Genomic DNA, 26769 nt, shown 5'->3' with positions numbered 1-26769 from the left:
GCCGGTAAGCCTGCCGCCTTGCCGAAACCGGGTCTGTCTTTTGGGCAGACCGTCCTGTGGAACGACAACCTCAGGATCAGCGGGTCGTGCAGTATAAAAAGCCAGGGATAGAGAGATTCACTGTAAAACCTGGAAATTTCAGGGATAAGCCTGCGCCAGAAGCAGCTTTTAGAGAGGTGTTGTCTGGGATTCAGGTCATTCGGAAACGCCGCCGAGTATTGCACAGTGATGGTGCAGCGTCATGTTTTGGCATGGGGCGATGGCTCTAGCGCAGGGTTTTCCGGACACCACTGCCCGTTATGATGGGGATTATCTGTGGCAGGGGATTTATTTGTGGCGAGGGGATTTATCCCCGTTGGGCTGCGCAGCAGCCCCTCAACCGCAGCCCGGGTATTTCTGGACAATCGAGTTGCCTGTATTGGGGCTGCTTCGCAGCCCAGCGGGGATAAATCCCCTCGCCACAGAGAAATCCAACCGCAGATAAATCTCCTCACTACAGGGAATCCATGTTCCTCGGGCCAGACAGGGAGCATGAGTCACTTCAAAGCCATGCAGTATCCCAGAGAGGGTAATCGCCGATACATTCCACCAGCCCAGCCCGCAGCGGATTATCAATGATGTAGTCGGCGGAGGGCCGCAGCTCCTCGTTGTCACGAATCGCGCGATCATGGAAGCCGCTTTGCCAAAGCGGGCCAGAGGTTTTGGTCATGTTATTGACGTGATGGGTGCATCGAGCCTTGGTGGCACCGATGACACGACTCAGATGGCCGTCGTGGAGTTGCAGCAACCAGTGAAAATGATCCGGCATCACCACCCAGGCTAAAGAGTTCACCAGGCCAGAATCATGGGCGCATTTGAATTCTGCAACCAACAATCTTCCAACCTTCCAGTTGGCAAAAACAGGACGGCGCTGATGACTAACGGCCGTCACCAGGTAGGCGCGTCCTTGCTCCGAATAACGTCCTCGACGCAAGCGATGTGAGTTGGGGCGTGGATGCATTCCTTGCTTCCTTTGAGAGGGTTTGGATGCAGCGTAGCCATGCTGTTGTTTGATCGACGCTGAGAAGGTCGAGCGAATACTCCGAAGCTTATGTAGTACTTGTGATGTAGGGACTTATCTGTGGCTAGTGGGAGTCATGACAGACCGGTACCCACAATTTCCCCTCCCCCCACGCCAACCACCGTCTAAGCTTCAAGCAAGTCCGATCAATCTGCTTAATGGATCAGTCGACTATGGGCGCTTTGTGGCAAACCGATTCGAATGAACCTGTGGTCCCGACTGAACGTATGGAAGAAGCGCCTTTACCTCAAAAAAAACGCCGCGCACGGCATGGCTGGCGGGCATTCTGGTTGTTGTTGCTGATTATCGTGGTGGTGGTCGGCCTGGCGGTGGCCAAGGAAATGCGCACGTCGCGATTTCAGGCCCGGGAGCTCAGCAAGTATGCCGAATCCCTGAGCTACTCGGTGCAGCCGGGGCCCAGCGATGCCATCGTCTACCCTGGCGCAGGCCCGTTCGACCGGCGCCTGGGCTACAGCGCGCTGGGGGAATTCCTGCCGCGCCTGCTCAAGCGTGACTATGTGATCCAGGCCCAGGCGCGGTTTTCGCCGGCGTTGATGGGCTACGTCGAAAAAGGCCTGTTCGTGCCCTACACGGAAAAGATCCAGGCTGGATTGACCATCACCGACTGCCGCGCCGCGCCGGTCTATCAGTTCAAGTACCCGCAGCAGCTGTATGCGAACTTCGAAGCGATCCCGCCCGTGGTGGTGCAGAGCCTGTTGTTCATCGAGAACCGTTTTCTGCTCGACCCCAAGCAACCCTTGGCCAACCCGGCCGTGGACTGGCCGCGCTTCGGCATGGCGGCCTGGTCGCAAGTCGCCAAGCTTTTGAGCCTGCCGGGGCAATCCGCCGGGGGCAGCACCCTGGCCACACAACTGGAGAAATACCGTCACTCGCCAGAGGGCCTGACCGTGTCCGGCGCGGAGAAAATCCGCCAGATGATTTCCGCCAGCGTGCGCGCTTACCAGGGCGGCCCGCAAACCCTCGAGGCGCGGCAGCGGATCATCCGCGACTACCTCAACAGCGTGCCGCTCTCCGCCGTGCCGGGGCATGGTGAAGTCCACGGCATGGCCGAAGGCTTGCGGGTCTGGTATGGCGCCGACTTCAATCGGGCCAATGAACGCTTGGCCAGCACCGCGACCGATCCCCAGAGCCTGGCGGAAAAAGGCCTGGCCCTGCGGGAAATGCTGTCGTTGATGATCGCCCAGCGCCGGCCGTCCCATTACCTGTCCAAGGGTCATGATGAACTGGCGCGCCTGACCGACAGCCACATCCGCCTGTTGGCACAGAACGGCGTGATCGACGCGGCCCTGGCCGACGCAGCCCTGGCGAGCAAGGTCAGCTATCGCGACTGGGTCCAGGACCCGACCGTGCAGCCCAACGAAACCAACAAAGGCATCAGCGCCGCCCGCAGTCGCCTCGCCGCCCTGCTCAACCGCCCGCTGTACGACCTCGATCGCCTCGACCTGTCCGCCACCAGCACCTTGCAAAGCGATTTGCAGGCCCAGGCCACCGACTACCTCAAGCGCTTGGCCGACCCGGCCTTCGCCACCGAGATCGGCCTGATGGGAGAACGCCTGCTGACTCCCACCAGCACCACCCAGGTGCGCTACAGCTTCACCCTGCTGGAACTGACCCCCGATGGCTCGCGTGTGCGAGTGCAGACCGACAGCACCGACCAGCCTTTCGACATCAACGAAGGCAGCAAGCTGGAACTGGGCTCCACCGCCAAGTTGCGGGTGCTCACCACCTACCTGCAGATCATCGCCGAACTGCACGAGCGTTATGCCCAGCAGACCCCGGCGGCGTTGAAGAAAACCGAAGTCGCCGAGCAGGACCGCCTCTCCCGCTGGGCCGTCGACTACCTGATCCAGAACACCGACCGCAGCCTGCCGACGATGCTCGAGGCCGCGTTGGACCGGACCTACTCGGCCAGCCCTGGCGAAGCCTTTTTTACCGGTGGCGGGCTGCACACCTTCCACAACTTCCGCAGGGAAGACGACGGTCGCCTGCCCACGCTGCGCGACGCCTTGCGAGAATCCATCAACCTGCCGTTCATCCGCCTGATGCGCGACCTAGTGCGCTACGCCACCTATGCCGGGCCCAACAACAGTTCCGAACTGCTCAAGGACGACAAGGACCCGCGCCGCCAGGAATACCTGGCCCAGTTCGCCGACCGCGAAGGTACCTCGTTCCTGCTCAGGTTCTGGAAGAAATACCAGAAAAAGGACACCGGCCAGCGCCTGGAAACGTTCCTCGACGGCATGCGCCCTACCGCTATCCGCCTGGCCGCCGTGCACCGCTATTTCTTTCCCAACGACAGCCAGGAGAGCTTCAACCGCTTCGTGCGCGCCCACTTGAAGTCGGCCAAGAGCGCCGAAAAACTCACCGACGAACGCCTCGAACGGCTCTACCAAAGTTATGGCCCCGGCGCCTATGACCTGCCGGACCAGGGCTTCATCGCCAAGGTCCACCCATTGGACCTGTGGTTGATGGGTTACCTGCTGAACAACCCCGACGCCAAGTTCAGCCAGATCGTCAAGGCCAGCCAGTTCGAGCGCCAGGAAGTCTACAGCTGGCTGTTCAAGAGCCGGCACAAGAGTGCCCGCGACAGTCGCATCCGTACCATGCTGGAGATCGAGGCCTTTTTGGATATCCACCAGCGCTGGCAGAAAGTCGGTTACCCGTTCGATCACCTGGTACCGTCGCTGGCCACCGCCATCGGCAGCTCCGGGGACCGCCCGGCTGCGCTTGCCGAACTGGTGGGCACCATCCTCAACGATGGCATCCGCCAACCGGCGCTGCGGGTGGACAGCCTCGACTTTGCCGTCGGCACGCCTTACGAGACACGGCTGCTGAACAACCCGGACAACGGCAAGCGCGTGATGCCAGTGGAAGTGGCCCAGGCCTTGCGCGGTGCGCTGTCCCAGGTGGTGGATGCCGGCACCGCGAAACGCGTGGCCGGCAGTTTCAAGCTGGCCGACGGTACGCCGCTGGCGATGGGCGGCAAGACCGGCACCGGCGACAACCGCATCGAAGCGGTCGGCTCCGGCGGACGAGTGATCAGTTCCAAATCAATCAACCGCACCGCCACCTTCGTGTTCTACATCGGCGACAGTCATTTCGGCACCCTCACCGCCTATGTACCGGGGGCCTCGGCGCAGAACTTCAAGTTCACCTCGGCCTTGCCGGTACAAGTACTCAAGGGCATGGCGCCGTTTCTCTCGCCTTACTTGCAGCCGGGCAGTCATACCCAGTGCAAGCCGTTGGTGGCGAGGCAATGAGTCACGGGAATGTGGTGCAAGTACCCTGTGGCGAGGGGTTGCCCTCAGATCAGGGGTTGCCCCAGATCAGGGATTGACCCGAGGCACCGCGTCGAAGATCACGGTGAAGTCGGCGTTATACATGCCGGGAGAGAGAGGGCGAGTCGGCGAGTTCGCAACCACGATGTACATGTCCGCCTGGGTACCGGGTGTGGACGTGGCATCGTCGACGACTTCCTGAGGTCGGTCGTCCAGAGGTACACCGTTGAATAAAGCCCTCAGGGAGACAACATCGACACCGTTGGTCAAGTGGATGGCCCCTGTACTCGCCCCGTTCTCGATGTAGGCGTGGACCGAACCATCGGTGTTCTTTACGTCAAAGGTGTGGCGCAAAGGGGTGAATTTGTAGGTCAGGGGGTTGTAGTACATGTATTCGTCCTTACCAAAATCCGGATTCCGGGGCTGCACGTGGAACTGCTTGGTCGGAATGTTCGCCTCGATATGGATGGATGAACGTGCATCATCGGCGCCCAGCACCAGCGGCGAACTTAGCGCGGCAGTCCCCAAAGCAATAACGGATAAAACTTTCTTGAACATGCTTGATACCTTTTTTTAGTAATAAAAAGCGCAGGAGCAAAACTTGCTCCCACCGTCACTGACCCAGCGCTCCCTCGCCACAGGAGTGCTGGTTCAAATGATCTTTGCCGCAGGGTTCGCGGTTGCTACGGCGCGGTGGCGTCGAACACCATGTGCACCGTGCCGTAGTAGTCCCCCGGCTTGTAATCGTCATCGGGCCTGATGGCGGCAATTTCCAACGGCACCTGGCGTCCGGGCCGGGCTTCGGTGGCCGTGACCACCTGGGCCGAATCCAGGGTCAGTGCGACGCCATTGAAGGTCACCCGCAGATCGATGCGCTCACGTCCATTGGACAGATACGCCTCTTCCCCCAGGCGGGCACCGATGGCACCGTTGCTGTTCTTCACCTCGTAGGTGGCCCGCAACGGGCTGAGCTCGCCGGTGATGGTGCTGAAGGGCAGGCGCTGTTCGCGCTGGACCAGTTGCGGGTCGAGGGGCACCACATGAAAGTCGACGGTGGGGATGGTCACGTAGACCTCGAAGGTTTCCCGTTCGACCGCGCCCCAGGCCTGGACCCAGGGCAACATAACGGCGCTCAGTGCGAGGGGGCGTACCAGTGTCTTGAACATATTTGATTACCTGTGGCGTCAACGACGGTTCGGCGACGGCGACCGTCAACCTTTGATCTCGACGTTTTTCTGCTCGCTGCCTTCGATCAGCGTGAAGCGATATTCGCGCCCCGCCTCCTTGTCGAACGAGAACGTCCGGCCGGCCATGATGTGGTGCTTGGTGGTGGGCCGGCACTCGTTCTCTTTCTTCGCTTCGCAGTCCTTGAACTCATCGATCACCAGCACGCTGTTGCCGTTATTGCGTATCTGGTAGCGATTGGCGCTGTCATCGATCACGGTCTCGAAGCGGGTGTCCTTGGGCCGTACGAAAAACACCGTGCCGTAGCCCGCCAGCACCTTGACCCCCGCCCCGACGCGCTCCTTCTTGTATTCCTCGCGCTCCTCCTTGCTGATGGCGAACTCGTCTTCGGCCTCCGGCACCACCGGCACGAAGCGCACGCGGAAGTACCGTTCCTTGTCGCGGTTGCCCATGAACAGCAAGCGCGTGCCCTGCACCCCGTTGGCCGGCACGATCAGCCGCGCCGGGCTGGCCATCAACCCGTCCTTGGCCTGGGCACTGGCCTGGTTCTGCAACGGCACTTCCTGGTAGCTGCCGTCCTCGTTATAGATAATCTCCAGGATATTGACCTTGACGAACGCCGTGGACGTGCCGCCATTGAATATCCGCTTCATGTAGGTGGTCTTGTTGCCGTCCAGGTAGTCGTAGACCACCCCGACGCCGATCTGCGGACCGGCCTGGGCCACGCCGCAAAACAGATAGAGTCCAACCCATGCCAATAGATGTTTCATCGCTTTTCCAACCTCATGCATTTCACGCAACTCACTAAAAATCCTGGCCGACCGGCCGTTTAAATTTCAGAATCCCAGACCACCGTGACGTTGCCGGAGTAGGCCTTGGCGCCGCTGTCCAACATCTCCTCGACATTGCCGCGCACCACCTCGAAGTGCAGCGTTCCTGGCCGTCGATCGACATAAAACCCCGGCTGGATCAACTCGGTGCCCGTGCCGTCACGAAACAACGGGCGGTGGCTGATCGGTTGCCCGGCGGCATCCGTCAGGCCCTCGGGCAGGGTCACGCTGACCTCCACCGGCACGGCGTGCCCTGTGGCGGTTTCGGAGATGGCGCAGGTATTGGCGCTGACGTGCTGGCATTCGAGGGCCATCTTGAAGCGTGACGAGGCCGAGATATGAAAACGCTGGTCGCGGAACAATCGCGTGGGTTTGCGCCCGCTGTTCAGCCAGGCTTGCCAGCCTTCCTGGGGGACCAGTTCGACGCGGTTGCCGCCGGGGGGTACTTCTACTTTGAGGGTGTGTTCGACCGTCAGTTTGAGATTGAGGGTGATCACCGAATCCGTGGGGATCATCACATCCCCCATGTCAAAGTCCTGCCCTGGTCCGACGCCGTAGGTCAGAGAACCGGTATATAGGCCAGACGACATTTTCAAAGGGTTGGGTGTGCGCAGTTCGTAGGCGAAATCCAGATTGCGGTAGGACATGCTGGGGATCAGGTAATTGGCTCTTTTGGCGCACACACCTTCGGTAGGTGTCTTCCAGAAAAAGTTGTAGATATTGTGGTTGTAGGTCGAATAGCCGCTACCTCGACAAGGCGAAGGCGCATAAAGCCAACTGGAGCCGCTCCATAACCTCTGATGGGCCTGTAGAGCGTTTACGCCGCCGCCGACCAAATCGACCACGCTGCCAGGAAACTGATACCGCGAGCCCACGCCGGATATCCGCACTTGAACGATCTCTGTTTCGCCTGTACCGGTATGGGTCACCTGCGCCAAACGCCAGCTGGCCGGCACATCGAACATCGCCCCTTGCCGGGGATCCCCATGATTTGCCTGAATCGGACGAGCCGATTCGAAAGTAATGGGCACCTGAATACTGAACATTTTTTCCCGCTCACATACCGCCGGATACAGTCCGCAGTAACCCGATACCGGGGTGGTATTGAGAAAGGAGTTTTCATTGGGCTTCGAGGGATCCGGCCTGAAGATGGCGGTGACATCCTTGCTCACGGCATCAGCCGTCGATGCACAGGTCAACAACAACACCGAAACCATGCCTTGCACTGCCACTGGTAACTGCTTCATCTACACCCCACCCTCATATCGGCTCGGACTGGCCAAGCCACGCCTTTTAAACTTCCGAATCCCAGATCACCGTGACATCGCCGCTATAGCGCGTGGCGCCGCCGTCCAGCATCTCTTCGACGCTGCTACGGCCGATCTCGAAGTGCAGCATTCCCGGCCTGCGGTCGACATATAAGCCCGGCTGGAACAACTCGGTGCCACTGCCATCGCGCAACAGCCGGCGACGGTTGACCGGTTGCCCGCTGGCGTCCGTCAAGCCATCCGGCAGGGTCACGCTGACGTCCACCGGCACGGCATGGCCGGTGCCGGTCTCGGTGATCGCGCAGGTATTGCCGCTGATGTGCTGGCATTCCAGCGCCATCTTGAAACGGGAAGAGGCGGAGATATGGAAGCGCTGGTCGCGAAACAGCCGAGTCGGTTTGCGGCCGCTGTTGAGCCAGGCTTGCCAGCCGTCCTGGGGGACCAGTTCCACGCGGTTGCCGCCGGGGGGAACTTCGACCTTGAGGGTGTGTTCGACGGTGAGTTTGAAGTTGAGAGTCAACAACGAGTCGCTAGGAATCATGACATCTCCCGCGTCAAAGTCCTGCCCCGGCCCAATGGTGTAATTCAGAGAACCCGTGTACTGGCCTGATGACATTTTCAACGGGTTGGGTGTACGCAGTTCATAGGCAAAATCCACCGATAGATACTTCAGACTGGGGATCGGATAACGGGCCGTCTTGGCGCACACGCCCTCTACCGGAGTCTTCCAGAAAAACGGGAAATCCGTATGGCTGGCGCCTATCCAACCAGCGCTCTGACATGGCGCCGGAGCAGTCTGCCAATTAGTCCCCCAGAGCATTCCATGGGCCGTCCTGAGGTCCACACCGCCACCCACCAGATTGACGGCAGGAGAAGGGAGCCGATAGGTTGCCCCTATGCCAACCCAGCGCATTTCAACGGTTTCCGTTTCACCTGACTCTGCATGGGTCACCTGTAGCGTGCGCCAACCGGCGGGCGTCCTGAACATCGCGCCTTTACGAGGGTCACTGTGATTCGCCTCAAAAGGACTGTTCGAATCAAAGGTCACAGGCAACAGGATGCTGGCGATATTCTGGTTCTTGCATATCTGCGGCTGATGCTGACAGTAGCCACCGATCGGAGTGGTGTTGAGAAACACATTTTCTTGGGGCTTCGAAGCATCGGGCCTGAATATCGCTGTGATATCCCGACTCACGGCATTGGCAGCAGGCACGCAAGCAAACAACAACACTGAAACCACGCTGCGCACGGCTACCGAAAAAGGTTTCATCTATACAACCTCATACATCAATGCGAATCCTTGCAGGTTTTTGGGGGAAAACTTCACCGTGGGAGCAAGGCTTGCCCGCGATGCAGGCACCCCGCTCTCCTGGTGAGTTGGTGTTATCGTTCATCGCGGGCAAGCCTTGCTCTCACAGCTCATGTCATGAGCGCTGCTTCGCCGGGTCAGCCGCGGCCAACGTGCTATCGGCCAGGCTGTCCGGGGTGCAGCGCAGGTCGCCGATCATCAACACGTCGCCTTCCTCGCTGGCGGTTTCCGGGTCGAGGCGGAAGCGGCAGAACAACTCGTTGCCGTAGCGCACTTCCAGGGTCGGGGACGCGGCATTCATCTCCATGGAGAAGAACCCGTCCACCTCGCTGACGCCGCGGCTGGCGTGGTTGATCACGTGATGGCCCTTGAGCGGCTGGCCCTGTTCGTCCAGCAGGCGGCCGAGCACGGTCACGGTTTTCATCACGCTGACCTTGCGGTAGTCCACGCCGCCCTTGTTCAGGTGATAGCGGGTGCGTGTGGGCTCGATGCTCGCCGCTGGCGGATGGACGCCCTCGAAGTCGAAGGTGACCATGCTGTTTTTATAAGCGGTGATCGGCACGAAGTTACGGCCGGGGTGCAACGTGGTGCTGCCGCCAGTCAGGTCGTCGGCGCGCAGCACGATGTTGTCCAGGTCGGTCTCCACGTCGACGATCATCCCTGCGCCGCGACCTTGCGGCACCCCGGTGAAGGTGGCTTTCTGGCCGCCCACGGCGACCGTGCTGCTGAGGTTCAGGCCGCCAGTAAGGTTGTCGTTGTAGGACGAGCGCTGGATGAAACCATCGCCGTAGAGCGAGTCGGTACTGAAGCTGGCGAGGCCGGACAGGCCCACGCCATAGGTATCGGCCAGCGCCGTGGCGGAGACGCTTTGCAACACGTGGTCCTGGAGGTCGCGGCGATAGGTCAGCGAGGCATTGTTGTCCCGGTCGCCTTCGCGGGAGGTGCGGGTGCCAATGCTGCCCGACCAGTATTCGCCCGGGCCGCCCAAGGCCACGCTGAGGCTCAGGTCCACGCCGCGATTACGCCGGTCGTTGGTGCTCGAAGAGCCAGGACGGTCGAACACCGACAACCGCCAGTTGGCATCGCTGCCACGCAGCTTGCCGCGCTGGGTCCAGCCCAGGTCCAGGCCCGTGCCCTGGACATTGCCTTCGCTGTAGGCCAGCCGCCCGTTGATGGAGGTCTTGTTGCTCAAGCGATGATTGACCGACAGCGACGAGTTGCTGGTGTGGCCGACGTACACGTCGCGCTGGCGGATACGGGTGCCATCCGGCAGGGTCTCGTAGGTGTTGCGGGTATCCAGCCAACTGCGGTTGTGGCTGGCCACGACGCTGCCACTGCCGTAGCTGTACATGCCCTGCAAGTCCATGCCATTGCCGTACTGTTCGGTCTGGTAGACATTGGCGTACAGGCTGGTACTGCTGGCCAGCGTCCAGTCCACCGAAGTGCCCACTTGCAGTTTGTCCTGCACCTGGCGCATGGAGCCCCCCAGGATCACCCGTGGGTGCAGCAGGTAATTGACGCCGAGGCCCGCCGTGGTGAAACCCGAGGGCTGGTCGTCCCAGTTGCTCCACAACCGGGTTTCGCGCCCGGCGAACAGGTTGTAGCGCCAGCGATCTTCCGTGCTGCTCCAATTGCTGGGTTTGTAGACCAGTTCCTGGCTGGTGGCGGTGGTTTGCCCGTCCTCGATCAGTCGAACTTCCACCTCGTAGATACCGCCAGGCAATGGCCGGGTGTCCAGGCTCTGCAAGCCGGCGCTGACGGCCTGGGTGTTGATCAACAGGCCGCTGCGATAAATCTCCACCGACGCCTGGCGGCTGGCGGTGACATAAATGGGGTAGACGCTGGGCTTGGGATTGTCGACGACCAGGCTGTCGGAACTGCCGAACATCACCCCCAGCGCAGTGTCCGGGTTGGCGCCGAACGAACGGATCTGACGGTTCAGGCCATCGGAGCTGGGCGTGAAGTAACCCAGGCGGAAAAATTGTCCTTCCAACTCTCGTTGGGTATAGAGCTCGTGGACGGCGTGGTAAATCTTGTCGTCCGGCCCGCCAAGACGCGAGAGCTGAAGGTCCAGGGACTGGCTCCAGTTGCCCACGCTGGAACTGGCGTTGAGGCCATAGCGCCCCCCGGTGTCCTGTTCCTGGCCACCATTGAGATTGAGTTGGTTATTGAAGATAAGACCGAAGCTGCCCTCTTTGGGCTGGTCGTAAAAACGCCGGGGCTCGGTCGAGCGCTCGACGTCTTGGGTCAGGATCGACACCAATGAATTCTCGAGACTGTAATGCACGGCCAGCAACCCCGCCGAACAATTGGTTTCACAGGCACCGAGCGTGATGCCCTGCTTGAGGCGTTGTTCCCATTGCTCGCGTTCGACAGCCTTGATCGAACTCTCCTGGGTTTCGGTGAACTCGAGCAGGGTAATACGATCATCTCGCGTCAAGACCACCATGGCCTCACCGAGATACTGTTGATTGAGTTCAATACGAACCGCGAGCGGCACATCGAAGAAGTGGGCTTCAAACTCCGCCGGCAACCCCTTGGCCTGGGACAGCAGGCTCGTGGGTGTCGTACCGGGTGCAGTTGGCGCGGCCAATGCATTGGCGCACAACAATAGCGCGAGCGCACCTGCGATGGGTGTCATCGAAAACATCAACGGGACTCTCATTATCAGCGAGCTATCAAGGCATTCCAGGTACAGGCCTGCCGGCTGGGGAGCGCCGGCAGGCCTGTCGCGCGGCCCGGGAAGAGGTGGAACTCACCGGGCGGCAGAGGGCATTACGGGCGCGGCACGGCGTCGAAGATGACGGTCATGTCAGCGGTGTATACGCCGTTCTGAGTAGCCAGAGGCTTGGCCGGGCTAATGGTCATCTCAGCCTGGGTGCCCGGTGTGGAGGTCGCGTCGTCCACCACTTCCTGGGGGATGGCGGTCAGGGTGACACCGTTGAAAGCGGTGGTCAGGGCGATGGCATCGCTGCCGTTGAACAGCGAAGCCGGGCCGTTTTCGATGTAGGCGTTGACCGAACCTTCGGTGTTCTTCACGTCGTAGGTCTGACGCAGCGACGTCAGGGTGCCGCTGACGGTGTTGTAGTTCATGGTTTCATTCTTACCCCAGTTCGGGTCACGTGGCTGCACGTGGAACTGCTGGGTCGGAATGTTCGCCGTGATGTGGATGGAGGAACGCGCATCATCCAGAGCGAACGCCAGCGAAGAACTCAGGGCCGCAGCGGTCAGGGAAGCTGCGGTTACGATTTTCATGAGCATTGTTAACACCTGTTCATAGCAATAAAGAGGGAAGGGTTGAAGTTGCAGGCCAAATACAGCTTGGCGTGCCCCTTTCAACGCCGGTGCATGATCGTCGCTCTTTAATTAAAAATAAGCAGGAAAGTTCGCATAGGCTTGTAGTAAAGCGAACATACAACACAGAGAAAAATACGCAATTTTCGATAAAACGTAACTTTTAATGTAAGAGCATTCCCACATTCCCACTAGTTACGGTTAATACTTCCTGATACCCACCCAGTTTCGTCCCGCAAACTTAAGGGATTCAGGTAAGGTCATACTTCACCTCTTGTAGGACACAACTAAGATATATCTTCATTTCAAGATGTATCTATATAAGCGAAGATATATCTGAAGTCAAAGATATATCTCGATTCTATTTATGCGCAACAGAGAGCAAACACATGACAGTCCTTTATTCCCCTTCCTCTCATGAACAGGGTCGTCAGGATGGCTTCGAACGACGCCCGTCCGGTCGCGATCGCGGCAGTCGCGGCCCACGGGTTTTCGCCGCTGGCGACTTGAAATTGCTGTTGCTGGCCCTGATTGCCGAGAAACCTTGCCACGGCTACGAGCTGATCCGGCAGATCGAGTCCATGTTCGACGGTGCCTACAGTCCCAGCCCCGGCGTGATCTACCCGACCCTGACCCACCTTGAAATGGGTAAGATGATCAGCGGCGACGCCGAGGGTGGAAAAAAATGTTACAGCGCGACCGATGCCGGACGTCTATTCCTTCAAGACCAGGCCGAAGCGCTGGACGGCGTGCGGATGCGCATCGAAACCAGCAAGCGCACCCTGCGTGACCAGGATCGGCCTGCCGAGATCCACGAAGCGGTGGGTCACCTGCGTGATGCGCTACAGATGCATCAAGGCCGCTGGAGCCCGGAAGAAATCCTGCGGGTAAGCGGCCTGCTCAACGACACCGTCAAAGCCATCGTCGACGGCCCTGCCCGTCCCTCAGTTTCGGAGTCAAGCAATGACTGAACACGATCCAAACACCATTCACCGCGTCAGCCACGAGATCAAGCGTCGCCGCCTGCAAGTGTTGCAAGTGGTGGACCTGACCCCACGCATGCGCCGTATCACCCTCGGCGGGCCGGAACTGGCCGGGTTCGCCAGCCTGGGCACGGATGACCATGTGAAATTGCTGTTCCCGCAGAACGCCGAGGAACAGGCCGCCCTGGATAACTTCAACCCCAGCGCGGGCAAGGCCCAGGGTCCGATGCCCGAGATGCGCGACTACACGCCACGGCGCTATGACCTGGACACCTTGGAGCTGGACATCGATTTCGTGCTCCACGGCGACGGCCCTGCCTCGACCTGGGCGGCCCAGGCCGCCCCCGGGCAATACCTGAACATCGCCGGGCCCCGGGGCTCGATGATCGTGCCGGACATCTTTGACAGCTACCTGCTGGTCGGCGACGAAACCGCCCTGCCCGCCATCGCCCGCCGCCTCGAAGGCCTGGCGCCGAACCGACGGGCCCTGGTGGTGGTTGAAGTGGAAAACGGCGCCGAACAGCAGATCCTCCAGAGCCCGGCGCAGGTCCAGGTGATCTGGGTATTGCGCGAAGGCCGCCAGGACAACCTGCTGCGAACCGTGCAACAGTTGGAAATGCCCGGCGGCAAGCTGTACGCCTGGGTCGCGACCGAGAGCAAGGTGTCGCGGCAGATTCGCAAGGTGTTGCTGGAGGAGAAAGGGTTGGACCAGGACTTTGTGAAGGCCGTGGGGTATTGGAAGGCGGAGGGTAGTGAGGAAGATTGAGAGACTGGCGGCGGCTGAACTACCCTGTCCACTGGACCACACAGAACCCCGTGGCGAGGGAGCTTGCTCCCGCTGGGGCGCGAAGCGGCCCCAAAACCTGACAACCCGGTGTATCAGGAAAATTGAGTTGGCTGCATTGGGGCTGCTGCGCAGCCCAGCGGGAGCAAGCTCCCTCGCCACGGGGATATCGCTGTTCTTAATGATTCACAAGACATTTCACCAGGTATCCCATGCTCTTCCTCCTCGCCTATATCGCCAGCGTCGTGCTGATCAACTTCGCGTTTTCCGCCGCGCCGCACCTGGACATCATCTGGTCGGCCTGGGGCGGGCTGGTGTTCATCCTGCGGGACATGGTGCAAACGCGTTTCGGTCATGGCGCCATCGTGGCGATGCTGGTGGCGCTGGTGTTGTCCTACGTCACTTCGGACCCGACCATCGCCCTGGCCAGCGCCACGGCATTCGCCGTGTCCGAGTGCATCGACTGGCTGGTGTTCACGATTACCAAGCGCCCGCTCCATGATCGGCTGTGGATCAGTTCGGCCCTGAGCATTCCCCTCGACACCTTCATTTTCTTCGGCCTGATCGATGCCCTGACGCCAGGCGTGGTGATCACCGCCCTGGCCTCGAAATTCGCCGGGGTCACGGTCGTCTGGCTGATCATGGCCTGGCGTTTGCGCAAGCAAACCGTCGCCACCTGAAGCCAAACCCCGCTGTTCATGTAAAATGCCGCGCTTTCTCCCCATGGGAAGCTCGCCCGGCGCGCGCCCCCCGATGATCCGCTCCTGTTTGAGGACCTTCAGATGACCCGTATCGGAACCCCATTGTCGCCCACCGCGACCCGCGTTTTGTTGTGTGGCAGCGGTGAGCTGGGCAAGGAAGTGGTAATCGAGCTGCAGCGCCTGGGCGTCGAGGTGATTGCCGTGGATCGCTACGCCAACGCGCCGGCCATGCAAGTGGCCCACCGCAGCCATGTGATCAACATGCTCGACGGCGCCGCCCTGCGTGCGGTGATCGAGGCCGAGAAACCGCACTTCATCGTGCCGGAAATCGAAGCCATCGCCACCGCCACCCTGGTGGAACTGGAAGCCGAAGGCTTCACCGTGATCCCCACCGCCCGCGCCGCGCAGTTGACCATGAACCGTGAAGGCATCCGACGCCTGGCCGCCGAAGAACTGGGCCTGCCGACGTCGCCGTACTTCTTCGCCGACACCGTCGAAGACTACCGCAAGGCCGTGGAAACCCTGGGCTTCCCCTGTGTGGTCAAGCCGGTGATGAGTTCCTCGGGCAAGGGCCAGAGCCTGTTGCGCAGCGCCGATGACGTGCAAAAAGCCTGGGACTACGCCCAGGAAGGCGGCCGTGCCGGCAAGGGCCGGGTGATCATCGAAGGCTTTATCGATTTCGACTATGAAATCACCCTGCTCACTGTGCGTCATGTCGGCGGTACCACCTTCTGCGCGCCCGTCGGCCACCGTCAGGAAAAAGGCGACTATCAGGAATCCTGGCAGCCCCAGGCCATGAGCCCGGTGGCCCTGGCCGAATCCGAGCGCGTGGCCAAGGCCGTGACCGAGGCCCTGGGTGGTCGTGGCCTGTTTGGCGTCGAGCTGTTCATCAAGGGCGACCAGGTGTGGTTCAGCGAAGTCTCGCCACGCCCGCATGACACGGGTCTGGTGACGCTGATTTCCCAGGACCTGTCGCAGTTCGCCTTGCACGCCCGCGCCATTCTCGGCCTGCCGATCCCGCTGATCCGCCAGTTCGGCCCCTCGGCATCGTCGGTGATCCTGGTGGAAGGCCAATCGACCCAGACCGCGTTCGCCAACCTGGGCGTGGCCCTGAGCGAACCGGACACCGCCCTGCGCCTGTTCGGCAAACCGGAAGTCAACGGCCAGCGCCGCCTGGGCGTGGCCCTGGCCCGCGACGAGTCCATCGAAGCAGCCCGTGCCAAGGCGACCCGGGCTTCCCAGGCGGTGAAGATCGAATTGTAAAACTGGGCGGGGTACAGTCCCCTGTAGTGAGGGATTTATCTGTGGCGAGGGGATTTATCCCCGCTGGGCTGCGCAGCAGCCCTAAAACCTGACAACTCGGTGGATCAGAAAGATTGAGGCGACTGCTTTGGGGGGCCGCTTCGCAGCCCAGCGGGGATAAATCCCCTCGCCACAGAAACCAGGTGCAGCCTCAACCTGAGTGAAATTGGCACAAAAAAAGGCGACACCCGCAAGGGTGTCGCCTTTTTCATTGGCGCCGGTTTTGCTTAATCCGGCAGCTTGTAGGCAATCACATAGTCACCCTGCTTGGTCCCCAGGGAGCCATGACCACCCGCAACGACCAGCACGTATTGCTTGCCGTCCTTGCCGGTGTAGGTCATCGGCGTGGTCTGGGCACCGGCGGGCAGGCGGCCTTCCCACAGCTGCTTGCCGTTTTTCACATCATAGGCTCGCAGGTACTGGTCCAGCGTACCGCTGAGGAATGCCAGGCCGCTGCCAGTGGTGAACGTGCCACCCAGGCTCGGAACCCCCATGCTCAACGGGATCGGGACCGGCGAGCTGTCGCGCACGGTGCCGTTCTTGTGTTTCCACAGGGTCTTGTTGTTGGTCAGGTCCACCGCCGCGACATAACCCCACGCCGGCGCCTGGCAAGGCAGGCCCATCGGCGAGAGCAGCGCTTCGAGGATCACGCCATACGGCGCGCCTTTGTTCGGCTGCACGCCTTCGGTTTCGCTCTTGCGACCCGGACCACCGGCCACTTCCGCCGCTGGCACCAACTTCGACTTGAACGCCATGTAGCTCGGGTTGACGAAGGCGATCTGGCGCACCGGGTCCACCGAAATGCCGCCCCAGTCGAATACGCCGAAGTTGCCCGGGTAGACGATCGAACCTTGCAGCGACGGCGGGGTGAACATGCCGTCATAGCGCAGCGACTTGAAGTCGATCCGGCACAACATCTGGTCGAACGGGGTCACGCCCCACATGTCGCGCTCCTTGAGGACCGGCGGCACGAAGTTCAGGTCGGACATCGGTTGGGTCGGCGAGGTGTGGTCGCCCTCTACCGCGCCTTGCGGCACCGGGATTTCCTTGATCGGCACGATCGGCTGGCCATTGCTGCGGTCCAGCACGTAGATGCTGCCCTGCTTGGTCGACGCCAGGACGGCGGGTTTCACGCCATCGGCGGTCTTCATGTTCATCAGCGTCGGTTGACCGCCGACGTCCATGTCCCACAGGTCGTGGTGGGTGAACTGGAAGTACCAGCGCACCTTGCCGGTGGCAATGTCCAGGGCGGTCAGGCCGGCGGCGTATTTTTCCGATTCCGGGGTACGCAGGCCACCGAACTGGTCGGGGGTCTGGTTACCCATCGGCAGGTAGAGCATGCCGAGTTTTTCATCGACGCTGAACATGGACCACATGTTCGGCGAATTGCGGGTGTAGGTCTGGCCTTCGGCAATCGGCGTGGTGTCGTCCGGGTTGCCGCTGTCCCAGTTCCATACCAGCTTGCCGGTGTGTACGTCGTAGGCGCGGATCACACCGCTCGGCTCGTCGGTGGAGACGTTGTCGGTGACGTGGCCGCCGATCACTACCAGGTTCTGGGTGACCGCCGGTGGCGAGGTGGAGTAGTAACCGCCGGCCGTGAAGCCGCCGATGTTGGCGGTGAGGTCGACCTGGCCTTTGTCGCCGAAGTCTTCACACATCTTGCCGGTGTCGGCGTTGAGGGCGATCAGGCGGGTGTCGGCGGTCGGCAGGAAGATCCGCCGCGGGCAGACGGTGCTGGCCGGTGCGGTGCTGGCGGTGCCGGTGGGGCTCTGTTCGGCGGAGGCGTACACCGCGTCATCGTGATAGGTCACGCCACGGCAGGTCATGTGGGCCCAACCTTTGAAGTTTTCCGCTTTTTGCGTGGAAAGCTTCGGATCGAAACGCCAGATTTCCTTGCCGGTTTCAGGCTCCAGGGCAATCACCTGGCTGTGAGGCGTGCACACGTAGAGCATGCCGTTGACCTTCAGCGGGGTGTTTTCGGCGGTGGTTTCACCCGGGTCGTTCGGCCCTGGCAGGTCGCCAGTGCGGTAGGTCCAAGCTTCTTTCAGCTTGCTGACGTTCTCGGGGGTGATCTGCGCCAGCGGCGAATAGCGGTCGCCGTGGGCGCTGCGGCCATAGGAGTTCCAGTCGCCGTCCGGCATGGCCGGAGCGGTGTTGGTCATGCCCGGCACGGCGTCACGGTCCAATTGACCTTTGATTTCACCCGGGTTGGTGAACTGGCTGGCGAGCGCCGCGACACCGGCGATGACCACGGCGGCGCCCAGTGCGCGGGTACCCGTGGCCGAGGCGTCGGCGGTCAACAGCGGACGGCGGAACCACGGCAGCAACATGACGATGCCCAGGGCAAACAGCATCGCCAGGCGCGGCACCAGTTGCCACCAGTCCAGGCCCACTTCCCACAGCGCCCACACGGTGCTGGCGAACAGCACCAACGCGTACAGGCCGAGGGCCGCGCGACGGGCCATGATCAGCAGCACGCCGGTCAGCGCCAGGCCGATACCGGCCAGCAGGTAATACCACGAGCCGCCCAGCGTGCTCAGCTTGACTCCCCCGGCCAGCAGGGCCAGGCCCATCAATAGAAGCAGAATGCCGAGCAGGCTCGGTAGCAGACGGCTTCGACTCAAAGCACCCTCAGTGCTCATAGTGTGATTCTCCGTGATGTTTTAAGGAGGCCCGCGCAAGTAGTCACTGTAGATGACGATCTTGAGGGGGCATGGTTCAGTTGAAAAAGGCAAATTGGCTGCCGCGATCCCTGTGGGAGCGAGCTTGCTCGCGATGGCGGCGTGTCAGTCGGCTTCAATGTCGAATGTGCAATCGTTATCGCGAGCAAGCTCGCTCCCGCAGGAATTCACCAAGACAGCGCTGTCTTTCAGGGTCAGGACATCGGGCATTCATCAGATCTTTCAGCAGGAATGAGCTGGACGCAGAGGCTTCGGCACAACAGAAGAAGCGTTTCAGCAGGCGGCACAAGGATAATGTCCTGTTCTCGATAGAGAAAGGGCTTTTGTTGACATGGATCATCTCGGATTTGGTAACAGTGCGCCTGGCCCGGGAGCCCCACGATGAAGGCTATGCTTCCACCACAAGGGCACCTCGGCTAAGGTGCGCGGCTTTACCCTTTTTTGTGCGAAGGCCTCCCATGACCGAACCCAACAACAACCCGCTGCACGGCGTGACGCTGGAGCAGATCCTCAACGCCCTCGTGCAGCACTACGAATGGTCGGGCCTGGCTGAACGCATCGATATCCGCTGCTTCAAAAGCGACCCCAGCATCAAGTCGAGCCTGACCTTCTTGCGCAAGACCCCGTGGGCGCGGGAGAAAGTCGAGCGCTTGTACATCAAGTTGATGCGCACCAAACGGCCGGTCTGAGCCGCCGTGGAGATTGATAGAGGCCCTCGCCTCACCCTGCGCCAGCGCTTCGTGTCGGTCACGGCGCTGCTGGCCTGGGCGGGGTTGAGCATCCAGTTGTATCTGATCCTGCTGGGTCGCTGGGAACTGGGGGCGAGCCTGCTGGGCGGGTTGGTGAGTTTCTTCAGTTTCTTCACGGTGCTGACCAACTTGTGGGTGGCGGTGGTCCTGACCTGGGAGCTGACCCCTCGCCCAGCCCCGGCCCGCCGCTGGTTCCTGCAGCCCAGCGTACGCAGCGGAGTTGCCGTGAGCATCGCCCTGGTCAGCCTGGCCTACAACCTGCTGCTGCGCCACCTCTGGCAACCCGAAGGCTGGCAGTTCGTGGCCGACGAACTACTGCATGACGTGGTGCCCTTGCTCTACATCGCCTATTGGTGGCGCTGGGTGCCCAAAGGCAGCTTGCGCCTGGGCCACATCGGGTTGTGGATGATCTATCCCCTGGTCTATTTCGCCTATGTCCTGCTGCGGGGGGATTTACTGGCGGCCTACCCCTACCCTTTCATCGACGTGGCGAGCCTGGGTTATCCACAGGTGTTCATCAATGCTGGGGGGATACTGGCGGGATTTGTCGGGATTGCACTGACGGTGCTGGGGTTGGATCGGTGGACGGGATTCAAGCAAACACCATGATCCCTGTGGGAGCGAGCTTGCTCGCGATAGCGGTGGTCAGCGCGAGACACTGTTGAATGTGCCTCCGTCATCGCGAGCAAGCTCGCTCCCACAGGGGTTGCGTTCCATCTCCGACATCACCGCCTCGCCGGCAACATCCACACCAACCCACTGGCCTTGGCCCGTTCATGACACAACGCCAAGACCCCGCGGCGTTCGTCGTTATCCATCCGGCTCCACCGGGTGATTTCCGCCACGGTGCGCTGGCAGCCGGTGCAGATGTCGTCATCGTCCAGCGCGCAGATGTTCACGCAGGGCGAAGGCACCGGGCGTTCAGGGGCGCTCATGGTTCCTGCTCGGCCAGGTCGCGGGCGTAGCGCTGCGAGTTGTGGACGTAGTGGGCTGCGCTGGCCACGAGCATGTTCTTCTGGGCTTCGGTCAATTCACGCACCACCTTGCCGGGCGAGCCCATCACCAGCGAGCCGTCGGGAATTTCCTTGTTTTCGCCGATCAGCGCATTGGCGCCGATGATGCAGTGCTTGCCGATCTTCGCGCCGTTGAGGATCACTGCGTTGATGCCGATGAGGCTGTAGTCGCCCACCGTACAGCCATGGAGCATGGCGTTGTGGCCGATGGTCACGCCGGTGCCGATGGTCAGTGGATACCCCATGTCGGTGTGCATCACCGTGCCGTCCTGCACGTTGCTGTCCTTGCCGATCAGGATCAGCTCGTTGTCGCCGCGCAGCACGGCGTTGAACCAGACATTGGCGCCCTCTTCGAGGCGGACCTTGCCCACCAGCGTGGCGTTGGGTGCAACCCAGCTCTGTGGGTGGGTTTCGACACGGGCATCGCCCAGGCGGTATTTCATGGGAATCCTCGGGGCATCAGGTATTGATGAAACTCTTTGGCGGGGTGTGCAGGTCGATCTCGGCGTCGTACAGCAGGTTGACCAGCTCGACGATCATGATCGCCGTCAGCCCCCAGATCTTGTACTCGCCAAACCGATAGCTGGGCACATACCAACTACGACCCTGGTAATCGATCCGGTGCGTGTGTTCGCGCGGATCCTTGCGGAAAAACTCCAGCGGCACGCTGAATACCGCCGCGATCTCGGCATCGTTGGCCTGGTATTCGACGTAGTCTGGAATCACCCCGACATAGGGCGTGACCTTGATGCCATGCAGCGAGATCAACGGGCTGAGGGGGCCGATCACTTCCACCAGGCCGGGCGGCAGGCCGATTTCTTCTTCGGCTTCGCGCAGGGCGGTGAAGATCAGGTCCGGGTCTTCCGGGTCGCGACGCCCACCGGGGAACGCCACTTCACCGCCATGGGTCGAGAGCCCACTGGCGCGCAGGGTCAGTACCAGCTCCGGTTCATCACTGCGGGTGATCGGCACCAGCACCGCGGCTTCAGGAAAACGTCGATCGGCCTGCAGATCGTGCGGGGTATGGTTGCTTACTCGATGCAGTAGCTCGTCCAGCATGAGACTTCTCGATTTATTCGCTACCTTGCATCATGCACCAATCATTCAAGCGGCCCAACCCCCGCACCGCGTCGTGTCGCGAAACGACAACTTGCCGACACCGGCCCGCGCACGCCAAGATAGGCGCAGCATTCAGGAACCCAAGCATGAAATTCTGCAGCCAGTGCGGTAACCCGGTGACCCAGCGCATACCCGAAGGCGACTCGCGCCTGCGCTTCGTTTGCGACACCTGCCACACCATCCACTACCAGAACCCCAACATCGTGGCCGGTTGCGTACCGACCTGGGGTAGCAAAGTCCTGTTGTGCCGGCGTGCCATCGAGCCGCGGCGCGGTTACTGGACCCTGCCGGCAGGTTTCATGGAGAACGGCGAGACCATCGAACAGGCCGCCGTGCGCGAAACTGCCGAAGAGGCTTGCGCCCGGGTGCGAAACTTGAGCATCTATACGCTGATTGACGTACCGCATATCAGCCAGGTACATGTATTCTTCCGCGCCGAACTGGTGGACGAGGACTTCGCCGCCGGGCCCGAGAGCCTGGAAGTGAAGTTGTTCGAAGAAGCGGAGATTCCCTGGGACGAGCTGGCTTTCCGTACGGTGGGCCGCACCCTGGAATATTTCTATGCCGACCGCCGGGCCGAGGATTACCCGGTGCGATCCGAATCGATCCCGCCGCTGGCTCAGCCGGCCAACACCTGAAAACCCATACAGTCGAAACACCTCTAGGGATATCGTTTCAATGCGCTGGTTGCTTGTCCTGTTCTGCTTGTCATTCACCGCTGTGTCCCAGGCCGCCGCGGTGGGAACCTACAACGGCAAGGTCATCGAAAAAGTGTTGGTGCTCAAGTCCGCTCATCAATTGCAATTGATCAACGACGGCAAGCCGCTCAAGACCTATCGCATCTCCCTGGGCAAGGGCGCCAAGAAAGGCCCCAAGCTGATCGAGGGCGACAAGCGCACCCCCGAAGGTTTTTATTGGCTGGACTGGCGCAAGACCAGTGACCGGTTCTACCTGTCGATGCACATTTCCTACCCCAACATCAGCGACGCCGCCCGCGCCCGCCGTGAAGGCGTGGAGCCGGGGGGCATGATCATGATCCACGGCACGCCTGATTCGGAGGAAAACCCTGAACAGCTGTTCCATACGCTGGACTGGACCGATGGCTGCATCGCCATGCGCAACGTGGACATGCGCGAAGTCTGGAACCTGGTGCCGGATGGCACGATGATCGAAATTCGTCCGTAACCCCCTGTGGCGAGGGAGCTTGCTCCCGCTGGGCTGCGCAGCAGACCCAAAGCAGGCAACCCCACTTGCCTGACACACCGGGTTGTCAGGTTTTGAGGCCGCTTCGCGCCCTGGCGGGAGCAAGCTCCCTCGCCACAAAAGCCCTCTGGTCCGGCATCAAATCTTCGTTGCCTGATCTGGCCTCATCGCGAGCAAGCTCGCTCCCACAGTAGTTTTGTGTTGTGCATAACCCCCTGTGGGAGCGAGCTTGCTCGCGATGAGGCCGGCAGTTATTGCATCAAGTCCGAAGCGCTACCCGGTCCAAGGCCTTGTTCGCCCCCCCCAACTCAATCACCTGCGTATCCCCTTGTGGCGAGGGAGCTTGCTCCCGCTGGGCTGCGCAGCAGACCCAAAGCAGGCAACTCCATTTGCCTGACACACCGGGTTGTCAGGTTTGAGGCCGCTTCGCGTCCTGGCGGGAGCAAGCTCCCTCGCCACAAAAGCCCTCTGACCCGGCATCAAATCTTCGTTGCCTGATCTGGCCTCATCGCGAGCAAGCTCCCACAGTAGTTTTGTGTTGTGCATAACCCCCTGTGGGAGCGAGCTTGCTCGCGATGAGGCCGGCAGTTATTGCATCAAGTCCGAAGCGCTACCCGGCCCAAGGCCTTGTTCGCCCCCCCAACTCAATCACCTGCGTATCCCCTTGTGGCGAGGGAGCTTGCTCCCGCTGGGCTGCGCAGCAGACCCAAAGCAGGCAACTCCATTTGCCTGACACACCGGGTTGTCAGGTTTGAGGCCGCTTCGCGCCCTAGCGGGAGCAAGCTCCCTCGCCACGACAGCTCGTTAGCCTTGATAGGCTCGGACGACCGCCCGTCAGCATCGAAAAATAAAATCAAAAAAAACCATCTTCAGAAATTACCTACAGATGAATACCAGTTCACCCCGTAGGCGTTGTCGCGGCTGCAGATCTTTGCGTTCGAACTCCCTTCCACTAATACCACTTCAATCCCACCCCGAAAAAACCCTTTAACAACGCCTCTATAACCCAGGAAAGCGGCGTTGACATGGTATTCAAGTGGTATTAGCTTCCACCCCACTTACCGAGCGACAACAACTCAATAACCGCATCGGACACCGATATGAACGACATCCTGGCCCTGCGCCCTGACGACACCCAACCCACGCCGCTGTACCTGCAATTGGCGCGAAACCTGGAGACGGCGATTCATGCCGGCCAGTGGAAAGCCGAGCAGGCGATGCCGTCCGAGCGCAGCTTGAGCGAGCAACTGGGCATTTCCCGAGTCACCGCGCGCAAGGCCTTGGAAGTGCTGTTCGAACAAGGCTTGATTCGCCGCAACCAGGGTTCGGGCACCTTTATCACCCCGCGCCTGGAACAGCCGCTGTCACGCCTCAGCGGCTTCAGCGAGATGCTGCGGCTCAAGGGCTTTGTGCCCGGGTCCCAATGGCTGGAACGGGAAATCACCCCGCCCACCCACGAAGAACTGATCCGGCTGGGCCTGTCGCCCACCGACAAAGTCGCGCGGCTCAAGCGTCTGCGCAAGGCCGACGACACGGTCATGGCCATTGAAATGAGCACCCTGCCCGCCTCGATCATTCCCAAACCGCAAGCGGTGGGCGATTCCCTCTACGCATTTCTCGACGGCATCGGCAAGCCAGTGGTGCGCGCCCTGCAACACATCCAGGCCATCAACGCCTCGGACGAATTCGCCGCCCTGGTGGGCATCGCCCCCGGCACCGCGATGTTGCTGATGACCCGGGTCGGCTACCTGGAAGACAACACCCCCATCGAAGTCACCGACACCTATTGCCGCAACGACTACTACGACTTTGTCGCAGAGCTGCGGCGCTAGACGAGCAGAGAATTTCCCATGTCCGAAGACAACATCCTCACCTGTGACGGCTGGGTTCGCGGCCGCCTGCTCCATGAGCACGGTAGAGTCGTGGCCATCGAAGGCCAGCCCTGCGATCCGGCGAGCAACGACCTACCCTACCTGCTGCCCGGCTTTATCGACTTGCATGTCCACGGCGGCGGCGGCAAGGACATCATGCAAGGGGCTTCGGCGTTCGAGACCATCGCCCGCACCCACCTGCGTTTTGGCACCACCGCACTCTTGGCCACCACCATGACCGCGCCCAGCGAAGAGATCGCCAGCGTGCTGCAGGCCCTCGGCGAGTTCTGTGAGCAGCGTCCGAACGGCAGCGCCCGGGTCCTGGGCGTGCACTTGGAAGGCCCTTACATCAACCCCGGAAAACTCGGCGCGCAACCGAATTTCGCCCACACCGCGCTGCTGGCCGAGGTGGAGAGCTACCTGGCCCTGGCGCCGATCCGGGTGATTACCATCGCCCCGGAAATCGCCGGTCATGATGCCTTGATCCGTGCCCTCAGCGCCCGAGGCGTGCGCATGCAGATCGGCCATACCCTGGGCAGCTACGAAGAAGGCGTCGCGGCGTTGGCGGCCGGGGCCAGCAGTTTCACTCACCTGTACAACGCCATGAGTCCGTTGCATCACCGCGAGCCAGGTATCGTCGGTGCGGCCCTCGCCCATGCGCAATATGCCGAGTTGATCCCGGACTTGCTCCACGTGCACCCCGGTGCGATGCGCGTGGCCTTGCGTTCGATCCCGTGCCTGTATTGCGTCACCGACTCCACCGCCGCCGCCGGCATGCCCGACGGCGAATACAAGCTGGGCAGCCACACCGTGACCAAGTGCCTGGGCGGGGTGCGTCTGGCCGATGGCACCCTGGCCGGCAGCACCCTGACCATGGACCAGGCCCTGCGCAACCTGGTGAAAATCGGCCTGCCCATCGCCGAAGCCTCCCAGCGTCTGTCCCAATTTCCCGCCGACTACCTCGGCCTGCCCGAGCGCGGCCGCCTGCAACCCGGCGCCTGGGCCGACTGCGTACGCCTTGACCGTTCCCTGACCCTGACCGACGTGATGGTCGAAGGAGAAGCCATTGACTTCCAAAATGCTTGAAGAGGCCCTGGCCTCCCATGAAGCGGTCGAGCGCCAGTTGCAGCGACTGGACCCGGCCCTCGAGGAAATCGCCGGACGCCTACGCCGCCAGCCACCGCAAGTGGCGATGACTGTCGCCCGGGGCAGCTCCGATCACGCCGCCAGCTATTTCGCTTACCTGACCATGCAGCAACTGGGCATCCCGGTGGCCTCGCTGCCGATGTCGGTGGTGACCATGCAACAGGCGCCGCTGAAGGTCAGCGGCCAGGTGGCGTTCGGTTTTTCCCAGTCGGGACAGAGCCCGGACCTGGTGAACAGCCTGCGCCTGTTGCGCAAGCGTGGCGCCTTGAGCGTGGCCCTGGTCAACGCCACCGACTCGCCTCTGGAAGCCGCCTGTGAATTCAGCGTGCCGCTGTGTGCCGACGTCGAGAGCAGCGTCGCCGCGACCAAGAGCTTCATTGCCACCCTCAGCGCCAGTGCGCGACTGGTGGCCCACTGGAAAGCTGACGCCGAGTTGCTCGAAGCCGGCGGTGCCCTGCCCGAGGGCCTGCGCGAGGCCGCCCGCCAGGACTGGCACAGCGCTGTCGACGCCCTGCGCGACTGTCAGCGGTTGATGGTGATCGGCCGGGGCGCCGGGTTCGCCATCGCCCAGGAAGCAGCACTCAAGTTCAAGGAAACCTCGGCGATCCAGGCCGAAGCCTTCAGCAGTGCCGAAGTTCGCCACGGGCCCATGGCGCTGATCGACCATGACTACCCCCTGCTGGTGTTCGCCCCGCGCGGTGCCGAACAGGCCGGCGTGTTGAGCCTGGCCGCGGACATGCGCCAGCGCGGTGCCCGGGTCCTGCTGGCGGCACCTGATGACATTGTCGAACGCGACCTGACCTTGAGCCGCGCCGAACACCCGGCCCTGGACCCGATCCTGGCGATCCAGAGCTTCTACGCGATGGCCGCGAGCCTGGCCGTGGCCCGAGGCCTGGACCCGGACCAGCCACGGCACCTGAGCAAGGTCACCCGTACCCACTGATCCGACTGCTTTTCAAACAAGAGCCTGAA

Annotated in this window: 24 protein-coding genes; 12 read left to right on the top strand and 12 right to left on the bottom strand. The window is 61.4% G+C overall.

Features of this window, described 5'->3' with window-relative positions; all coding sequences use genetic code 11:
- Positions 1 to 541: 541 nt before the first annotated feature.
- Positions 542 to 1000, bottom strand: a complete 459-nt coding sequence (locus tag AO356_RS17690) for an REP-associated tyrosine transposase (protein WP_060740841.1) — start codon at positions 998 to 1000, stop codon at positions 542 to 544.
- A 233-nt stretch (positions 1001 to 1233) separates the two neighbouring features.
- Here AO356_RS17690 and AO356_RS17685 point away from each other — a divergent pair, with 233 nt between their 5' ends.
- A complete protein-coding gene (locus tag AO356_RS17685; protein ID WP_060740840.1) occupies positions 1234 to 4341 on the top strand; it encodes a transglycosylase domain-containing protein in 3108 nt (1035 codons plus the stop codon).
- Positions 4342 to 4407: 66 nt separating this feature from the next.
- On the opposite strand, the gene AO356_RS17680 is transcribed toward AO356_RS17685, so the two are convergent.
- From AO356_RS17680 to AO356_RS17650, 7 genes are all read right to left on the bottom strand, one after another.
- Positions 4408 to 4917 (bottom strand): CS1 type fimbrial major subunit, encoded by a 510-nt coding sequence (locus AO356_RS17680; protein WP_060740839.1) that lies wholly within the window; start codon positions 4915 to 4917, stop codon positions 4408 to 4410.
- Positions 4918 to 5042: 125 nt separating this feature from the next.
- On the bottom strand, positions 5043 to 5525 hold the full coding sequence (locus tag AO356_RS17675; RefSeq protein WP_060740838.1) for a CS1 type fimbrial major subunit: 483 nt from the start codon (positions 5523 to 5525) through the stop codon (positions 5043 to 5045).
- Between the two features lie 45 nt (positions 5526 to 5570).
- Entirely contained in the window at positions 5571 to 6314 is a 744-nt protein-coding gene (locus AO356_RS17670; protein ID WP_060740837.1) for a hypothetical protein, read from the bottom strand.
- Positions 6315 to 6373: 59 nt separating this feature from the next.
- Positions 6374 to 7621: a hypothetical protein gene (locus AO356_RS17665; protein ID WP_060740836.1), complete on the bottom strand. Its 1248-nt coding sequence runs from the start codon at positions 7619 to 7621 to the stop codon at positions 6374 to 6376.
- A 46-nt stretch (positions 7622 to 7667) separates the two neighbouring features.
- Positions 7668 to 8912, bottom strand: coding sequence for a hypothetical protein (locus AO356_RS17660; protein ID WP_060740835.1), 1245 nt, complete (start codon positions 8910 to 8912; stop codon positions 7668 to 7670).
- Positions 8913 to 9066: 154 nt separating this feature from the next.
- Positions 9067 to 11601, bottom strand: a complete 2535-nt coding sequence (locus AO356_RS17655) for a CS1-pili formation C-terminal domain-containing protein (protein WP_060740834.1) — start codon at positions 11599 to 11601, stop codon at positions 9067 to 9069.
- Between the two features lie 125 nt (positions 11602 to 11726).
- A complete protein-coding gene (locus AO356_RS17650; RefSeq protein ID WP_060740833.1) occupies positions 11727 to 12212 on the bottom strand; it encodes a CS1 type fimbrial major subunit in 486 nt (161 codons plus the stop codon).
- A gap of 422 nt (positions 12213 to 12634) precedes the next feature.
- On the opposite strand from AO356_RS17650, the gene AO356_RS17645 reads away from it, so the two are divergent.
- The 4 genes from AO356_RS17645 to purT all read left to right on the top strand — a co-directional run bounded on the left by AO356_RS17645 (position 12635) and on the right by purT (position 15976).
- On the top strand, positions 12635 to 13216 hold the full coding sequence (locus AO356_RS17645; RefSeq protein WP_060740832.1) for a PadR family transcriptional regulator: 582 nt from the start codon (positions 12635 to 12637) through the stop codon (positions 13214 to 13216).
- Positions 13209 to 13994 (top strand): siderophore-interacting protein, encoded by a 786-nt coding sequence (locus AO356_RS17640; RefSeq protein WP_060740831.1) that lies wholly within the window; start codon positions 13209 to 13211, stop codon positions 13992 to 13994. The genes AO356_RS17645 and AO356_RS17640 overlap by 8 nt, the downstream gene beginning before the upstream one ends.
- 230 nt (positions 13995 to 14224) lie before the next feature.
- Positions 14225 to 14692, top strand: coding sequence for a preQ0 transporter (locus tag AO356_RS17635; protein ID WP_060740830.1), 468 nt, complete (start codon positions 14225 to 14227; stop codon positions 14690 to 14692).
- Positions 14693 to 14794: 102 nt separating this feature from the next.
- On the top strand, positions 14795 to 15976 hold the full coding sequence (purT, locus tag AO356_RS17630) for a formate-dependent phosphoribosylglycinamide formyltransferase (RefSeq protein ID WP_060740829.1): 1182 nt from the start codon (positions 14795 to 14797) through the stop codon (positions 15974 to 15976).
- Between the two features lie 266 nt (positions 15977 to 16242).
- Here the strand turns inward: purT and AO356_RS17625 are convergent, their stop codons facing one another.
- Positions 16243 to 18657, bottom strand: a complete 2415-nt coding sequence (locus AO356_RS17625; RefSeq protein ID WP_060740828.1) for a glucose/quinate/shikimate family membrane-bound PQQ-dependent dehydrogenase — start codon at positions 18655 to 18657, stop codon at positions 16243 to 16245.
- Between the two features lie 497 nt (positions 18658 to 19154).
- Between AO356_RS17625 and AO356_RS17615 the strand changes: the two genes are divergently transcribed.
- Both AO356_RS17615 and AO356_RS17610 read left to right on the top strand, forming a co-directional pair.
- Positions 19155 to 19385, top strand: a complete 231-nt coding sequence (locus tag AO356_RS17615) for a VF530 family DNA-binding protein (RefSeq protein ID WP_003205228.1) — start codon at positions 19155 to 19157, stop codon at positions 19383 to 19385.
- Between the two features lie 6 nt (positions 19386 to 19391).
- On the top strand, positions 19392 to 20054 hold the full coding sequence (locus AO356_RS17610; protein ID WP_060740826.1) for a Pr6Pr family membrane protein: 663 nt from the start codon (positions 19392 to 19394) through the stop codon (positions 20052 to 20054).
- Positions 20055 to 20170: 116 nt separating this feature from the next.
- Here the strand turns inward: AO356_RS17610 and AO356_RS17605 are convergent, their stop codons facing one another.
- Genes AO356_RS17605 through AO356_RS17595 form a run of 3 tightly spaced genes read right to left on the bottom strand, consistent with a single transcriptional unit; the run spans position 20171 to position 21517 of the window.
- Positions 20171 to 20380 carry a DUF1289 domain-containing protein gene (locus AO356_RS17605; RefSeq protein WP_024619283.1) on the bottom strand — a complete coding sequence of 70 codons (210 nt, stop codon included), beginning with the start codon at positions 20378 to 20380 and terminating at the stop codon, positions 20171 to 20173.
- Complete coding sequence (locus AO356_RS17600; protein ID WP_060740825.1) at positions 20377 to 20901, bottom strand: gamma carbonic anhydrase family protein; 525 nt, start codon at positions 20899 to 20901, stop codon at positions 20377 to 20379. The genes AO356_RS17605 and AO356_RS17600 overlap by 4 nt, the downstream gene beginning before the upstream one ends.
- A 16-nt stretch (positions 20902 to 20917) precedes the next feature.
- A complete protein-coding gene (locus tag AO356_RS17595; protein WP_060740824.1) occupies positions 20918 to 21517 on the bottom strand; it encodes a CoA pyrophosphatase in 600 nt (199 codons plus the stop codon).
- Between the two features lie 146 nt (positions 21518 to 21663).
- On the opposite strand from AO356_RS17595, the gene AO356_RS17590 reads away from it, so the two are divergent.
- From AO356_RS17590 to AO356_RS17570, 5 genes are all read left to right on the top strand, one after another.
- Complete coding sequence (locus AO356_RS17590; RefSeq protein WP_060740823.1) at positions 21664 to 22215, top strand: NUDIX hydrolase; 552 nt, start codon at positions 21664 to 21666, stop codon at positions 22213 to 22215.
- Positions 22216 to 22255: 40 nt separating this feature from the next.
- Positions 22256 to 22762: a L,D-transpeptidase family protein gene (locus tag AO356_RS17585; protein ID WP_053124801.1), complete on the top strand. Its 507-nt coding sequence runs from the start codon at positions 22256 to 22258 to the stop codon at positions 22760 to 22762.
- A gap of 1118 nt (positions 22763 to 23880) precedes the next feature.
- Positions 23881 to 24612, top strand: coding sequence for a GntR family transcriptional regulator (locus tag AO356_RS17580; protein WP_060740822.1), 732 nt, complete (start codon positions 23881 to 23883; stop codon positions 24610 to 24612).
- A gap of 18 nt (positions 24613 to 24630) precedes the next feature.
- Positions 24631 to 25737 carry an N-acetylglucosamine-6-phosphate deacetylase gene (nagA, locus tag AO356_RS17575; protein WP_060740821.1) on the top strand — a complete coding sequence of 369 codons (1107 nt, stop codon included), beginning with the start codon at positions 24631 to 24633 and terminating at the stop codon, positions 25735 to 25737.
- Complete coding sequence (locus AO356_RS17570) at positions 25718 to 26740, top strand: SIS domain-containing protein (protein WP_109791076.1); 1023 nt, start codon at positions 25718 to 25720, stop codon at positions 26738 to 26740. The genes nagA and AO356_RS17570 overlap by 20 nt, the downstream gene beginning before the upstream one ends.
- Positions 26741 to 26769 lie beyond the last annotated feature (29 nt).

It is taken from the genome of Pseudomonas fluorescens, from assembly GCF_001307275.1.
Taxonomy (GTDB): domain Bacteria; phylum Pseudomonadota; class Gammaproteobacteria; order Pseudomonadales; family Pseudomonadaceae; genus Aquipseudomonas; species Aquipseudomonas fluorescens_AA.
Note: the sequence above shows the minus strand (reverse complement) of the source record. Positions and strands in the feature narration are given on the sequence as shown.

Coding starts and splice junctions, on each gene's coding strand:
- AO356_RS17670 (WP_060740837.1), bottom strand. CDS start 6,314: ATGAAACATCTATTGGCATGGGTTGGACTCTATCTGTTTTGCGGCGTG.
- AO356_RS17665 (WP_060740836.1), bottom strand. CDS start 7,621: ATGAAGCAGTTACCAGTGGCAGTGCAAGGCATGGTTTCGGTGTTGTTG.
- AO356_RS17615 (WP_003205228.1), top strand. CDS start 19,155: ATGACCGAACCCAACAACAACCCGCTGCACGGCGTGACGCTGGAGCAG.
- AO356_RS17675 (WP_060740838.1), bottom strand. CDS start 5,525: ATGTTCAAGACACTGGTACGCCCCCTCGCACTGAGCGCCGTTATGTTG.
- AO356_RS17605 (WP_024619283.1), bottom strand. CDS start 20,380: ATGAGCGCCCCTGAACGCCCGGTGCCTTCGCCCTGCGTGAACATCTGC.
- AO356_RS17590 (WP_060740823.1), top strand. CDS start 21,664: ATGAAATTCTGCAGCCAGTGCGGTAACCCGGTGACCCAGCGCATACCC.
- AO356_RS17690 (WP_060740841.1), bottom strand. CDS start 1,000: ATGCATCCACGCCCCAACTCACATCGCTTGCGTCGAGGACGTTATTCG.
- AO356_RS17600 (WP_060740825.1), bottom strand. CDS start 20,901: ATGAAATACCGCCTGGGCGATGCCCGTGTCGAAACCCACCCACAGAGC.
- AO356_RS17585 (WP_053124801.1), top strand. CDS start 22,256: ATGCGCTGGTTGCTTGTCCTGTTCTGCTTGTCATTCACCGCTGTGTCC.
- AO356_RS17685 (WP_060740840.1), top strand. CDS start 1,234: ATGGGCGCTTTGTGGCAAACCGATTCGAATGAACCTGTGGTCCCGACT.
- AO356_RS17595 (WP_060740824.1), bottom strand. CDS start 21,517: ATGCTGGACGAGCTACTGCATCGAGTAAGCAACCATACCCCGCACGAT.
- AO356_RS17655 (WP_060740834.1), bottom strand. CDS start 11,601: ATGTTTTCGATGACACCCATCGCAGGTGCGCTCGCGCTATTGTTGTGC.
- purT (WP_060740829.1), top strand. CDS start 14,795: ATGACCCGTATCGGAACCCCATTGTCGCCCACCGCGACCCGCGTTTTG.
- AO356_RS17635 (WP_060740830.1), top strand. CDS start 14,225: ATGCTCTTCCTCCTCGCCTATATCGCCAGCGTCGTGCTGATCAACTTC.
- AO356_RS17645 (WP_060740832.1), top strand. CDS start 12,635: ATGACAGTCCTTTATTCCCCTTCCTCTCATGAACAGGGTCGTCAGGAT.
- AO356_RS17650 (WP_060740833.1), bottom strand. CDS start 12,212: ATGCTCATGAAAATCGTAACCGCAGCTTCCCTGACCGCTGCGGCCCTG.
- AO356_RS17640 (WP_060740831.1), top strand. CDS start 13,209: ATGACTGAACACGATCCAAACACCATTCACCGCGTCAGCCACGAGATC.
- AO356_RS17660 (WP_060740835.1), bottom strand. CDS start 8,912: ATGAAACCTTTTTCGGTAGCCGTGCGCAGCGTGGTTTCAGTGTTGTTG.
- AO356_RS17680 (WP_060740839.1), bottom strand. CDS start 4,917: ATGTTCAAGAAAGTTTTATCCGTTATTGCTTTGGGGACTGCCGCGCTA.
- AO356_RS17580 (WP_060740822.1), top strand. CDS start 23,881: ATGAACGACATCCTGGCCCTGCGCCCTGACGACACCCAACCCACGCCG.
- nagA (WP_060740821.1), top strand. CDS start 24,631: ATGTCCGAAGACAACATCCTCACCTGTGACGGCTGGGTTCGCGGCCGC.
- AO356_RS17625 (WP_060740828.1), bottom strand. CDS start 18,657: ATGAGCACTGAGGGTGCTTTGAGTCGAAGCCGTCTGCTACCGAGCCTG.